Origin of the sequence: Shewanella baltica, assembly GCF_900456975.1 — a bacterium.
Classification (GTDB): domain Bacteria; phylum Pseudomonadota; class Gammaproteobacteria; order Enterobacterales; family Shewanellaceae; genus Shewanella; species Shewanella baltica.
In genome coordinates, this window is sequence record NZ_UGYM01000002.1 from 4811026 (window position 1) to 4824420 (window position 13395).

Annotated in this window: 10 protein-coding genes and 1 rRNA gene; 7 read left to right on the forward strand and 4 right to left on the reverse strand. The window is 44.7% G+C overall.

What is annotated here, in order from left to right:
* Positions 1–613 precede the first annotated feature (613 nt).
* Complete coding sequence (yihA, locus tag DYH48_RS21460; protein WP_006079362.1) at positions 614–1273, reverse strand: ribosome biogenesis GTP-binding protein YihA/YsxC; 660 nt, start codon at positions 1271–1273, stop codon at positions 614–616.
* A 168-nt stretch (positions 1274–1441) separates the two neighbouring features.
* Here yihA and DYH48_RS21465 point away from each other — a divergent pair, with 168 nt between their 5' ends.
* The 5 genes from DYH48_RS21465 (at position 1442) to hemN (ending at position 6356) form a co-directional block, all read left to right on the forward strand.
* Positions 1442–2065 (forward strand): c-type cytochrome, encoded by a 624-nt coding sequence (locus DYH48_RS21465; RefSeq protein WP_006084749.1) that lies wholly within the window; start codon positions 1442–1444, stop codon positions 2063–2065.
* A gap of 821 nt (positions 2066–2886) precedes the next feature.
* Complete coding sequence (locus DYH48_RS21475; protein WP_006084750.1) at positions 2887–3525, forward strand: class I SAM-dependent methyltransferase; 639 nt, start codon at positions 2887–2889, stop codon at positions 3523–3525.
* Positions 3526–3615: 90 nt separating this feature from the next.
* Entirely contained in the window at positions 3616–4176 is a 561-nt protein-coding gene (gene yihI / locus DYH48_RS21480) for a Der GTPase-activating protein YihI (protein WP_006079359.1), read from the forward strand.
* Positions 4177–4250: 74 nt separating this feature from the next.
* Positions 4251–4718: a DUF2489 domain-containing protein gene (locus tag DYH48_RS21485; RefSeq protein WP_006079358.1), complete on the forward strand. Its 468-nt coding sequence runs from the start codon at positions 4251–4253 to the stop codon at positions 4716–4718.
* Positions 4719–4979: 261 nt separating this feature from the next.
* Positions 4980–6356 (forward strand): oxygen-independent coproporphyrinogen III oxidase, encoded by a 1377-nt coding sequence (gene hemN, locus DYH48_RS21490; RefSeq protein ID WP_006084752.1) that lies wholly within the window; start codon positions 4980–4982, stop codon positions 6354–6356.
* A gap of 94 nt (positions 6357–6450) precedes the next feature.
* Here hemN and add read toward each other — a convergent pair whose 3' ends face one another.
* Entirely contained in the window at positions 6451–7446 is a 996-nt protein-coding gene (gene add, locus DYH48_RS21495) for an adenosine deaminase (protein WP_115335884.1), read from the reverse strand.
* A gap of 210 nt (positions 7447–7656) precedes the next feature.
* Between add and DYH48_RS21500 the strand changes: the two genes are divergently transcribed.
* Both DYH48_RS21500 and DYH48_RS21505 read left to right on the forward strand, forming a co-directional pair.
* Complete coding sequence (locus DYH48_RS21500; protein ID WP_063884460.1) at positions 7657–9468, forward strand: DUF885 domain-containing protein; 1812 nt, start codon at positions 7657–7659, stop codon at positions 9466–9468.
* Positions 9469–9563: 95 nt separating this feature from the next.
* Positions 9564–10547 carry an alpha/beta fold hydrolase gene (locus DYH48_RS21505; protein ID WP_011845362.1) on the forward strand — a complete coding sequence of 328 codons (984 nt, stop codon included), beginning with the start codon at positions 9564–9566 and terminating at the stop codon, positions 10545–10547.
* Here the strand turns inward: DYH48_RS21505 and DYH48_RS21510 are convergent.
* Together DYH48_RS21510 and rrf are read right to left on the reverse strand one after the other, a co-directional pair.
* Positions 10504–12954, reverse strand: a complete 2451-nt coding sequence (locus DYH48_RS21510; protein WP_115335885.1) for a GGDEF domain-containing phosphodiesterase — start codon at positions 12952–12954, stop codon at positions 10504–10506. The genes DYH48_RS21505 and DYH48_RS21510 overlap by 44 nt on opposite strands.
* A gap of 288 nt (positions 12955–13242) precedes the next feature.
* A 5S ribosomal RNA gene (gene rrf / locus DYH48_RS21515) occupies positions 13243–13358 on the reverse strand.
* Positions 13359–13395: the final 37 nt, after the last annotated feature.

The following is a 13395-nucleotide window of genomic DNA, read 5'->3' on the forward strand; positions in this document are numbered from 1 at the left end:
AAAACATTAAATCTCAAATATTGATCTCTTTTGTATATAAATTTCGGATTTCCCCGCTAAATCAGCCGATTAAGCATTTTTAATGAAATTTTAAGATCAATTTAAGATGCTTTTTCACTCATAACCTGAGATCAAGCGCACATAATTACCTCTTTTTTGAAAAAACTGTTTTCCATTTAAAGATAAATGGAGTAATATTCTCTGCGTAGGGTACAGAGGTTAAGATGTTCTATCTTTCAGACCTTTATTTCACTTATAGTGATGAGCCAAATTCTGGCGCCTCAGCAACTTGTTTGCTGAGGCTTTTTTTTGGTCTTTTTTCAGACTTTAGGTAAATTTTAGAGTATTTACTTTAATAAAAAGTAAATTGGCTGTATGCTAGATTCATTGAGAACCATTGAAGCTAATTTGGTGGTGCTTGAGTCTTGTTGAATTTAGCTTCTCCCCAAAAGAGCTAATATTTTTGGCCGGTGACACTGTCATCGGCTATTTTTTTGCCTGAAATTGACGAAAAGTTAATAGGGATAAAAGCTTAACAAGAGGGAAAGATAAGGAAAAACAGAGGGGCGGCATACACAGTCAAACTCGACAATGTATGCCAAAACAGGCAATATTATTCGGCGTTGTTCGCCGCATCTAACTCATCAGTCAACCATTGCGGATGACACCATTCATTTAGAATAGCCAACACTTTAGGCTTACCGGTTCCTTTAAGCGATGAGAAAGGCTCAACTTGTACCCAGTCGCCAAACTCACTCAACGCCAGACGCACTTCATTTACCGTTTTCATCTTAGCGCTTTGAGCTAATTTGTCTGACTTGGTCAGCAAAGCTAACACAGGGATTTCACTGGCAACCGCCCACTCGATCATCTGCATATCGAGATCTTTTAGTGGATGACGTATATCCATCAAGACAACCACGCCACTTAAACAAGCGCGTTTTTGCAAATATTCACCTAATGCCTGCTGCCATTTATTTTTCAACGCAAGCGGGACTTGTGCAAAACCATAGCCAGGTAAGTCAACTAAACGACGCTGAGCATCTAACTCAAATACGTTAATTAATTGAGTTCGGCCAGGGGTTTTACTGGTTCTTGCTAAACTTTTTTGCTCAGTTAATGCATTGAGTGCACTAGACTTTCCAGCATTAGAGCGGCCAGCAAATGCAATCTCAACTCCAACATCGCCGGGCAGATATTGATCCAAATGTGCAATGTCAGGTGCACTGATTAAAAACTTTGCCCTACGAAAATCTATACGAGATTCAGTCACTATTTACTCCGAAATTTTTCTACGCAATACCATAATTTATGAAGAATTACTTACTTTTCCACGTTTTCGTGTAAAATATTACTCCGATCACATTAATCATATTTTACCACGCTTGCGGGTCACCCTAGTAAGCTCAGGATAATAATCTTAACCAGAAGTTGGAACGCCATGAAAAAGCTAGCTCTTGCGCTGTCTGTTGTAATTGCCGCCATATCTTCACCTGCGATTGCTGAAGGTAATGCTGAAGCGGGAAAAACGAAAATCATTGTCTGTTCAGCCTGCCATGGTATGGACGGTAACAGTATGATCGATATGTACCCTAAACTTGCGGGCCAACACGCCACTTACCTCCAAAAGCAACTACATGATTTCCGTAGTGCAGCGCAAACTGGCGGTAAAGACGGTCGTATGGATCCTATCATGAGTGGCATGGCAATGCCTCTTAGCGATCAGGATATTCTCGACATTACTGCATATTTTTCTAGCCAAGCAATCCAAGTAGCTGAAGCGAAAGATGTCCCTGAGTTAGGCGCTAAACTTTACAAAGGTGGCGATGTTTCACGTGGCATTACCGCTTGTATGGCATGTCATGGCCCAGATGGTAAAGGCGCAGAACTTGCAGGCTTCCCAACATTGGCTGGCCAACACGCCAATTACATCAAGATCCAACTGACAAAATTCCGTGAAGCGGGTCGTCATAATGATCTGAACGGCATGATGCAAGATGTGGCTAAAAAGCTAAGCGATAGCGATATCGACGCACTATCTAAGTATCTTTCTAGCCTGAAATAATCTTAGTCAGTTAAGAAAGGGGTGTATTACCACCCTTTTTTTACACCACCAAGTTGACGTGAACGTAAACTGCATAAGATTCATGCTTGACATAGATCACAGATTTGGGTTTAATAAGCCCCGTACCGAGATAAACCCATCTGTTTGTACAAAAAGATTAATAATAACTTACAGGTTTCGGTATAATTAACATTCAAGATATAAGAATAAAGACACTCAATAACAATAATATACTTAAGACCACTCTCTAATAATAACAAGAGTCGTGATTTCCACTTGAAATCCAGGTCAGCACAATTTTGTAAGGGATGGCCGATAACGCCAATTTGCTTCTAGCAAAACGCCTTACACTCAGGGGAACTTGCCCCATCAGGACACAGTTTACATGATGTAAACTGTAGCAAAGGAAGCTATAAGCTTAGGATGCACTGGCTGGATGCTTGTTATCACTGGAAGGTACTTAAGTAACATGGATGGTTAACTAAACGTCAGTGATGACGATGCTATACAATGATGTGTCGCGAGACCATCTACGGAAACTGTGGTCAGGATGGCGACAGAAAAAAATAAAGTGTCTGGAAGACCGTTAACAAAAATAATGCAGGGAAAGCAGTAAAAAAAAGAAGGATACCGACCGGGAAAGTCGCATAGCAAGTATGGATACTTGGAATCAGGATAAGGTGCTAAAGCACCCTTTGTAAGGCGGCAGTTTAACTGCCGCCTTTTTTCTTTGGTGTAAATACACCACCAGTGTCTAAAATGTGCACTCGACCAATATAATTGGTACAATCAAAGCCTTAATAACCACTTCAGCAGACTCAATGCCCAGATGCCCTCTTTGTCATAACAGTCAGACACAACTCCTTCATCAAGATAAAAAACGGAGTTTTTATGTTTGCAAGACATGTGAGTTAACCTTTGCGGATGCCAATAGCCATTTACCACCCGCGGCAGAGAAACAAAGGTACGGTCGTTCACGCATAGCGTTGAAGCAAAAGCAGCTATCGCAATTTATTTTGCCGCTGTTAGCGCAATTAGAGCAGCAGCAAGCTGGTAGTTTATTAGGATTGAATTTTGGACGCATACTCAATGATGAGAGTCTGGCGACCATAGAAAATGCGGGCCACAAGTTAAACCAATACGATCCCTTTTTTGCCCCGAATCATGATGTGTTAAAGCAAGAATATGATTTTATCTGCTGTTATCGCGTTTTTGAACATTTTCAGTACCCAATAAAAGAGTGGGCCTTACTCTCTCGACTACTGCATTCTGGTGGTTGGTTAGCGATAAGCACACCGTTACTGACTGAATTAGATGGTTTTGCTAAGTGGCATTACAAGAACAACCTCACCCATGTGAGCTTTTACCAGCGACAAACCTTCGAGTACCTAGCAAACAATAGCGATTTTGAACTATTATTTGCCGCAAAGGACCTCGTTTTGATGCAAAAAACATCATAATCTGGTATAACACTCGGCCTAATTTCGCACCTTGTAGACAAGCTCAACCTTAGTCTGCGAGGCCATACGTTGTAAACAATTGAGAAGACCATGTCTCGTAGCAAGAAAACACGCAAGGGCGGCGAGAACAGCCCTAAGTTACAGCCAAGAGTGAAGAAGCAAGATCGCGCTGTAGCGACTGGCAAACGTAAAGATTCTGGCAATAAATCAGGCAGTCGTCATAACGAAAGCTTAATTTTAGCGCAAGCGCCGCAACAGCAGGCAGCGAAGAAAAAAGACCCGCGTCATGGCAGCAAGAAGCCTATTGCTTTAGCGATTCCAGCGGCAGTGGTTACAGATAAAGCCGCTCAGCCAAAAGTGAAACAAGCGAAGCTGACTGACGAGCAAAAACTGCTGAAATTGGAAGAAGATCCAAGACTAAATCAGCTGTTAGATATGCTTGAAGAAGGCCGTGATCTCAACGATGTTGACCAAAAATGGTTAGATCAACAGCTGAATAAGATTGAAGCTCTGATGGTTAAACTGGGCATTAGCGATGATATGGATGATGATGCACCTTCATCACCAGCTAAGTCTTTGTCTGACGATGAGTTGTTCGACAAGTTCGAATCAGGCGCTGACTTACTGAAAGATTATCAAGACAAGTTCTAAACCTCTCAGTGCTAAGGCATAGGGAACTCAGTTTTTTAGCTGTGCTCCTTATGCCATTCATATAAGGAGTCTCTGTGTCTACGGCTATCATTATTCTCGGTTTTATCATCATAGTAGCGCTTAGTAGCTACGCCACCTTCTTAATCCTAAAACTCAAGCAGCAAAAAAAGCGTCAGCAGGCCGAACAAGCCGAGCGTGAAGTCACGGCGAATGCAAAACGCGCCCAAGTTTTAGATGATATCCGCTATATCGCCACAGCCATGATTGAAGACCGCTGTGAGATCTCTGAAGGCGTGGTCAGAATTGGGAGATTATTTGAAATCCTGTCATTGAGTGAGCGCGTGGCTCCTGATTACCCTTCATTATTCAAACACTTTGAGCTAATTAAAGATCATCCCATCATGGATGCTCGCCAAGCCTTGCCTAAGCAAGAAAGGATGAAGTTAGACTTGATCAGAATGAAGTCCGAAGCGGCATTAGAGCAAGGCATTAGTGATGATGCGAAAAAGCTGGCGGATTACCAAGCCAAAGCGATGCATTAAACCCGCTCATTGTTATACCTCAAGACCACTTATGTTGTGGTTTTGAGGTCATCTCGATAAAACCCACTCCAATCTTGCTCTGCTTTCTCCCGTGAGCCTGCGCACAAAACCACCACATATCGACAGACAAGCGTACTTTTTTGATAGATATTGCGTAACTTCTAAAAAGACAGACGTCATTTTTACAACCTAGATCAAGGTTATTTACTTAAGAACCTTGCATACTTCGCTTGTTGCTAATTTACCCACGGAGGACACGCCTTGAAGCAGCCCACTCAGATTAGCTGGGATCAGTCGATGATCGAAAAGTATAACTACAGCGGTCCCCGTTATACCTCTTACCCAACGGCATTGGAGTTCGATGACACATTCACCGAACAAAACCTGCTAACGGCCATTGAAAATAGCAAAAGCGATAAACTGTCGCTGTATATTCATATCCCGTTCTGCGCCAAGCTTTGTTATTACTGCGGCTGTAATAAAGTCATCACCCGCCACCAACACAAAGCCGATCAGTACATTGAATATTTAAGCCAAGAAATTATCAAACGTGCGCCCCTGTTTAAACATTACAGTGTGACCCAAATGCATTGGGGCGGCGGTACACCTACGTTCTTAAATCCTGAGCAGATTCTTAAACTTACGTCATTGATTAAAGCTAACTTTAACTTTGCGGAAGAAGGCGAGTACTCGATTGAAGTCGATCCTCGCGAGATAGAACTGTCAATGCTCGACACATTGAAAGAAGCGGGCTTCAACCGGATCTCCATTGGCGTACAAGATTTCAATAAAGAAGTACAAATTGCCGTTAATCGCGAACAAGACGAGCAATTTATCTTCGACTTGATGGCCAAAGCGAAAGCCATGGGTTTTGTGTCAACCAACATAGATTTAATCTATGGTTTGCCACACCAAACGCCAGAAACCTTTGCCGTCACTATGCAGCGCGTTTTAGATTTATCGCCTGACCGTCTATCGGTATTTAACTATGCTCACTTACCTGCGCGCTTTGCCGCTCAACGTAAGATCAAAGACGAGCATTTACCTTCGCCAAAACAAAAACTCGAAATGCTGCACCAAACTATCGAGACCTTAACTGGCGCGGGCTACCAATATATCGGTATGGACCACTTTGCTAAACCCGATGACGAGTTAGCCAAGTTACAGCGCGAAGGTAGACTGCACCGCAACTTCCAAGGTTATACCACCCAAGAAGAATGCGATTTGTTAGGTCTTGGCGTGTCATCCATCAGCCAGATTGGCGACTGCTATGCGCAAAACCAGAAAGATATCCGCCCTTACTATGAAGCCATAGATAAGGAAGGCCATGCTTTGTGGAAAGGTTGTAGCCTGAACCGTGACGATGAAATCCGCCGCGTAGTGATTAAACAGCTGATTTGCCATTTCGAACTGGATATGGCGAAAATTGATGAAAAATTGGGGATTAACTTCGAAACCTATTTCGCGGAAGATCTTAAGTTAATGCAGACATTTATCGATGACAAGTTAGTTGAAATCGTCGACAGACAGATCACTATCAGCCCAACTGGCCGTTTATTGATCCGCAATATCTGTATGTGCTTCGATCTTTACTATCGTCAAAAAGCACGTCAGCAACAGTTCTCGCGCGTGATCTAAAGCGCATATAGCTGCACTCGTGAACGCTCATAAAAAAATCCGACTCTAGAGTCGGATTTTTTATTTATAGCTATTTTTATTAATGACTCAGAGCTTATACCTTAGCGGCATACAGCGCTTTGCGCTCACTGTCGGATAAAAACGCCATTTCAACGCCGTTGCGTTGCACCTGCGCTAACTCGGCATCGGTTAATTTGAGTTCAGCTTTAGCAATACGATACTCATGATTAATATCGATAGCGCTCACACCGGGATCATCGGTATTTAAGTTGATCAATACGCCTGCATCCATAAAAGTTCGGAAAGGATGCTCAGCGTAAGAAGCGACAGTAGAAGTATGCAAGTTACTGGTTGGGCAAGATTCGATACCAATACGGTGCTTAGCAAGATATTCCATCAACTTAGGATCGTGAATCGCGTTCACCCCGTGACCAATTCGCGTCGCGCCAAGTTCTTGAATCGCTTGCCACATACTTTGTGAACCCGCGGCTTCACCGGCGTGAGCCGTAATCGCCAGTTCAGCATCACGAACACGTTTAAAGTGATCGTTAAATAACTCGCCAGGGAAGCCCATTTCATCTCCAGCTAAGTCCATAGCCACGAGATGTTGTTTATGGGCGAGTAAGCCTTCAAGTTCTTGAGTACAAGCGGCTTGACCGAATGAACGTGACAAAATACCAATCAAATTGATCTTCACGTTATAGTCTTTTAAGCCCGCTTTAACGCCGTCGACTACCGCTTCAACTACGCCTTCAATCGGTAACTTATGGTTCATCGCCATATAGTAAGGACTAAAACGTAACTCAGCGTAATCTAAGCCAGACAACGCCGCATCGGCAACGTTTTCATAGGCAACGCGTTTAACCGCATCCAAGTCAGCGAGTACGCCAACCATCCAATCGAGCTTCTTTAAGAAGGCGACTAAGCTAGTTTCTTTCCCCTGAATTTGCACAAAAGGTGCGAGAGTCTCTAAAGAATCGGCAGGTAGCGCAATGCCGTGTTGGTGTCCTAGTTCCCAAATGGTGTTTACTCGCACATTACCGTCTAGGTGACGATGCAGATCCACCAATGGAATGGATGTATCAATCATATTTAACCCCTATTTGAACTACCCAGCCAATGCTTTTGTTATTTGGTCGCGGGCGGACACTAAGTTTAACACGCATTTTCAGGGGCATTTATGCGCCAAACGCATTTAAATTCACATTCAGTCACAATTCTGCTTAATATCCATACAAGGAACTGCCGTATTCATCAGGCATAATGACTTCAATAACAAAGAAAATATCAGAGATCGACTATGCATAAACTCTTAACCCCCAGTTTATTGATATGCGCATTAAGCGCCTGCAGTGCCACTCAAATCACAGAAAATAGCCAAACCGCAGCGCCACAGGCAATATCGACAACACAATCGCAAGTTGAGCCCATAGCTCCCGCGCTGCAGGCGATTATCGACCAAAGCTGGCAATTACAGCTCAGCGCGAGTCCTGAAATGGCTTACAGCATGGGTGATGCCAGTGCCGCAGGAAAGTTATCGGATCTCTCGCCAGCTGCGCTCGCTAAGCTCAATCAAGGCCAAATCGCAGTATTAGCGCAGCTCAAAGCACTCGACCGCAGCAGTTTGAGTAAAGAAGATAAGATTAACGCTCAAATACTGGAAGATCAGATCCAAAACGATGTCGACCTGTATCGCTTTAAAGATTATTACTTGCCCATTACCGCGGAAAGCGGCTTCCACGCTTATATCACCTCAATCGCACAGGGAAGATTCAACACCCTTGAGGATTACCGCAACTATATTGCCAAACTCAATGCACTCCCGACCTATTTCGCCCAGCAAACTCACTGGCTGAAACAAGGATTAGCCGAGGGAATAACGCCGCCTAAAGTGACACTCAATGGCTTTGAAGACAGTATCAGTGCTTATATCGTCCCTGTGGAAAAGAGCGGTTATTTCAAACCTTTTACCCAATACCCCAGCTATTTCACTGAAGCACAAAAAACTCAGCTGACCCAAGAAGGTCGCGCCTTAGTCGAGCAAAAAGTCCTACCGCTATATCAAAACTTCTATGATTTTATGACCAAAGAGTACATTCCCAATGCACGGGAAAATATCGCGGCCAGCAGCTTACCTAACGGTGCTGAGTTTTATGAGAATCGAGTTCGTTACTATACGACCTTGAATATGACGTCGGCAGAAGTGCATGAGCTGGGCTTAAAAGAAGTTAAGCGTATCCGCCAAGAGATGGAGCAAATCATCAAGTCCGTTGGCTTTAAAGGCAGCTTTGCCGACTTCTTACATTTCCTGCGGACCGATCCCCAGTTCTACACCAGCAGTGCCGATCAGTTACTCAAAGAAGCGGCATTTATTGCCAAAAAAGCCGATGCCATGCTGCCTAAGTACTTCGGCAAACTTCCCCGTAAACCCTATGGTATAGCGCCAGTGCCCGCCGAAATTGCGCCGAAATACACCACAGGACGATATTCAGGATCGAACAGCGATGACGAACCCGGTTACTACTGGGTCAACACTTATGCATTGGATAAGCGCCCACTCTACGAGTTAGAAGCTTTAACTTTGCACGAAGCCGTACCCGGTCATCATCTGCAAATTTCACTCAACTCTGAGCTAACGTCACTCCCTGACTTCCGTCGTTATGGCTATATCTCTGCCTTCGGTGAAGGCTGGGGTCTGTATTGCGAATACTTAGGTTTGGAGGCTGGCTTCTACCAAGATCCATACAGTAACTTTGGCCGCCTAACCTATGAAATGTGGCGGGCGGCGCGTTTAGTCGTAGACACAGGCATGCATGCTCAAGGGTGGAGCCGTCAACAAGCCATCGACTTTATGGCCAGCAATACCGCGCTATCACTACACAATGTCACGACCGAAATTGACCGTTATATTTCGTGGCCAGGACAAGCTTTGTCCTACAAGATTGGCGAGTTAACGATCAAGCGGTTACGCGCTAAAGCAGAACAGGAACTCGGCGACAAGTTTGATATTCGCGCCTTCCACGACGCTGTGCTCGAAAATGGCTCAGTACCTATGTCGATCCTCGAACAGCAAATCAATGATTTTATTGAAGCTAAAAAGGCGATACGCTAAGTTAATCACAACCATGGGAGTCGGTATTTTCAGACTCCCATGGTTGTCTGTTACACTCTAGCAAACCATTCAAGCCAAATGATTTGCGACTGAGTATGAGCCAAGCCAAAGCGACATTTTCGACTGAACACGATTTAAATACCTCAGAGCAGCAAGCCTTCTGGCAAAGCGTTGTTCAAGACACGCTGATCACAGCTGATGGCATCACGCTGGCTTATATGATGGTCAAACATCCCCAAGCGCATACCGCAATCGTTCTCAGTAGTGGCCGAGTTGAATCCTATTTAAAGTACCAAGAATTGGTATTCGACTTATACCAGCAGGGTTACTCAGTTTATGCCATAGATCACCGTGGCCAAGGATTGTCGGATCGTATGACAATTAATCCGCACATGGGTCATGTGCGAAGATTTAATGATTATATTGATGATTTTGCACTGTTTATGCAGAAGAAAGTGTTACCGCAAAACGACAAACAACTCATGCTACTTGGCCATTCAATGGGCGGCGCGATTGGCACTTTGTATCTCAAACAGCATCCCGATATTTTTACCGCAGCGGCATTTTCAGCGCCCATGTATGGCATCAAATTACCTATGCCAAAAGCATTCGTGCGCTGGTTAGCAAGTAAGCTCGATACCACTCTCAATGGCGGCGAACCTAACTATGTGCTTGGAGGACAGAACTATAAACCGGTTCCCTTCAAAGGAAATGAGCTAACCCATTGCCAAAGTAGATACCAAGCCTATCGAGACTTGTATGACGCGGCCCCTAAGTTACAACTCGGTTCCCCAACTAACCGTTGGTTGACAGAGTCTTTAGATGCAGCAGACACCTGCGTACTGGCAACAGCGCAAATTCGCACGCCGATCCTGATACTGCAAGCGAGTGAAGATAAGATTGTTGATAATGCAGCCCAGAATCTTGCGGTGAGCACTCATTGCCAATTGAAGGTGATCGCAGGGGCTGCCCATGAGATTTTTATGGAAAAAGACGCCTATCGGAACCAAGCCTTAAATTATGCCCTCGACTTCTTTAAACGCTTCGCAATAAAGGACGAGGACAAACAAGCTGGATAAAGTCCACTTGGTTTAACGCTCGGCTGAATAAATAGCCCTGATAACCATCACAGCCAAATTCAACAAAGGCTTGATAGTGTTGGGGTGATTCAACGCCTTTAGCCACCACGTGCAAATTAAACTGCTGCGCAGAGACAATCAACGCCTTCACTCTTTGTGGCATTGCGGCTAATGAATCAATACAACTCATATCCAATTTAACCGCAACTAATGGCTGGTTGGCTAAACAACTCAAAGCACTCGAGCCAGAACCGAAATGATCGAGGACGATACCTATCCCCGCATCGACCAACTTAGACACGCGCTCAGCCACAAACTGTGGTTGCATTAACAATGCGACCTCATTGAGCTCAATACCCAGTTGATTCGCCGCAATACCATGCTCTTTAACTAACGCAACCAATGCATCAACAAAATCTGCCTGACCAAATGAGAATGCACTGATATTAAGAGTTAAAGTAGGCAAACTCCGGCCTTGGGCATGGGATGTCTGAATAAACTGACTCACACGTTTAGCGACCCAAAGGTCGAGTTCAGCAATCATTCCTCCCTGTTCGGCTAACGCTACAAACTCTGCAGGCGGGATAAACTCGCCATCGGCACGATACCAACGCGTGAGCACTTCAGCCGAGACCAGTTCACTGTGGGCATTCATCACAGGTTGGAACATTAACGTCATGCTATCTTGCTGTAATGCCGTCTGTAATTCCTGTTGTAACTGTTCATCACGGCTCTGACGTAAATCCATCTCAGCATGATAGAAAGCGCATCCCGCTTGCCCAGGTAGCTTAGCACTCAAGGTTGCTAGCTCGGCGCGGCGCATGACTAAAGCTGGATCTAAGGTCTCTATGCTGTCGAGCAAACAAATCCCCACATTCGCGCTGAGCTCAAAGTGATGATGACCGTAATGGAATGGTCGAGCAATCACTTGCCTTAACTCACTCGCAAGCGCTAAAGCACGACGCGCAGCCACTGAAGCATCAATCGCTAAGTCTTTAGCCAGCAAAACAAAATCACCGGACTCCAATCGGCCAACGGTAATATTCTCAGTGAAATAACTCGATAGACGTGCAGCCACTTGCGTGAGTAAGCGCTCTAATTCGTGGGAGTTTAGAGTCGCGACCAAGCCTAATCTATCCACCTCAACGAGCAGCAATGCTCCCCATTGACCTGAACTATTACCTTGGATTAAAAATTGCGACAGTCGTGCCATAAAGACATCGGGTAACATCTTGCGACCCGTAACAGATTGATCCACAAGTTCATTAATCGCAGCATGGTTCTTGGCACTTTCTGACACATCCATATGAATGCCGATCATCCGAGTAGGACGTCCTTGAGGGTCCCAATCAACCAGCATGCCGCGATCCAGCACCCACACATAATGCCCCTCTCTATGTCGCAGGCGATGGACACTTTCAAATTCCTTACTTTTACCGCTAACGTACTCCTGCAACGCATCAAGTACGATATCCCTATCATCGGGATGTAACCGCGTTTCCCAAGTCTGGAATACGCCCGCTAATTCATCCGGCGCATAACCGATCATCTCTTTCCAGCGATCAGAAAGAAAAACCCCACCCGTACTGATATCCCAATCCCAAATACCGTTCCGCGAGCCTTCCACTGCAAACAGCCAGCGCAGTTCGCTATCATTCAACTGTTTCACGGCACGACTCAAACGTTCATGTACCTGCTGCAAACTGGCTTGCAATGATAAGACTTCTGATGAGCTCCATGGGATCGATGTCGAAAAGGAAGAAGTCCCTACCTGTTTAGCGGCCTCGCTTAATATTTGGAATGGACGGATCAACAGGAAATAGAGAATGAAGGTAAAACCAATCAGTAATAATCCACCCAGCCCCCAAACCCGCATAAAACGTTGTTGTAACTTAGCGGAAGCTTCGGCAACTAAAGGCGCTAAATCGGCTTCAAGATAAATCAAATCAACCGCACCACCATACTGGGGAAGAACGGGATAATATGCTTGAATAGTTAAACGGTCGAGATTAACGAGGATCTGCGGAAAAAAAGCTTGAACCACAGAGCGGTGAAGATCTACATCATAACCATCGATGACTTGAGTCGCATTGCTATCACGCCACACAGTATGATTAGCAAAACGAATACGGCTTTCAGCATCAACCAAGATATACACCATAGTGCCCATATCCAGCGCAGCTAAGGAAACTTCCTGCTCGATCCGCTCCATATCCTGTAAAGCCTGCGCCGATTGAACCACATTCTGCATCCGGAACAACTGCTGCTTTATCAGTGTTGATTGTCGCTGCGCCAATTCAGCGCGCACTTGATCGCTTTCAAACAGGTACTCGCCTATGACCAACACTAAATATAGTGTCAGCATACACAGAGGGAGTAGTACCGCGAGCGAAAGCTTACGAAGCATAGGCAACAGACAGCCTTTAACAAAAATGTGAATAGTTTTGTATGCTAACGGGAAACTAACCACTAAGCAAAAGGACTTATCAAACTAAGCGAGATCTTGATGTAAATAATCAACTTAGAGTATAAAAGTCTGAAATAAAGGAAGGAAAAAACGTAAAGAACTAGCGAAATGACCAAAGCTAAAACGAATAGAACAATGTTCTGTATTAACGCTGATTTTACAAATTCTAGACGCAAAAAAGCCAGCTTATTCAGCTGGCTTCGTTACATCTCAATGAGATAATTAGGCGCTTGGCGATGACCTACTCTCACATGGGGAGACCCCACACTACCATCGGCGCGTTTGCGTTTCACTTCTGAGTTCGGGATGGGATCAGGTGGTTCCACAAGGCTATTGTCACCAAGCAAATTCTGTTTATTACCGTGTCCATCTCTGGACCAC

What these genes read in the sequence shown, in the direction of transcription:
- DYH48_RS21465 (WP_006084749.1), top strand. Translation starts at nt 1,442, where the DNA reads ATGAAAAAGCTAGCTCTTGCGCTGTCTGTTGTAATTGCCGCCATATCT.
- DYH48_RS21475 (WP_006084750.1), top strand. Translation starts at nt 2,887, where the DNA reads ATGCCCAGATGCCCTCTTTGTCATAACAGTCAGACACAACTCCTTCAT.
- yihI (WP_006079359.1), top strand. Translation starts at nt 3,616, where the DNA reads ATGTCTCGTAGCAAGAAAACACGCAAGGGCGGCGAGAACAGCCCTAAG.
- add (WP_115335884.1), bottom strand. Translation starts at nt 7,446, where the DNA reads ATGATTGATACATCCATTCCATTGGTGGATCTGCATCGTCACCTAGAC.
- DYH48_RS21500 (WP_063884460.1), top strand. Translation starts at nt 7,657, where the DNA reads ATGCATAAACTCTTAACCCCCAGTTTATTGATATGCGCATTAAGCGCC.
- DYH48_RS21505 (WP_011845362.1), top strand. Translation starts at nt 9,564, where the DNA reads ATGAGCCAAGCCAAAGCGACATTTTCGACTGAACACGATTTAAATACC.
- DYH48_RS21510 (WP_115335885.1), bottom strand. Translation starts at nt 12,954, where the DNA reads ATGCTTCGTAAGCTTTCGCTCGCGGTACTACTCCCTCTGTGTATGCTG.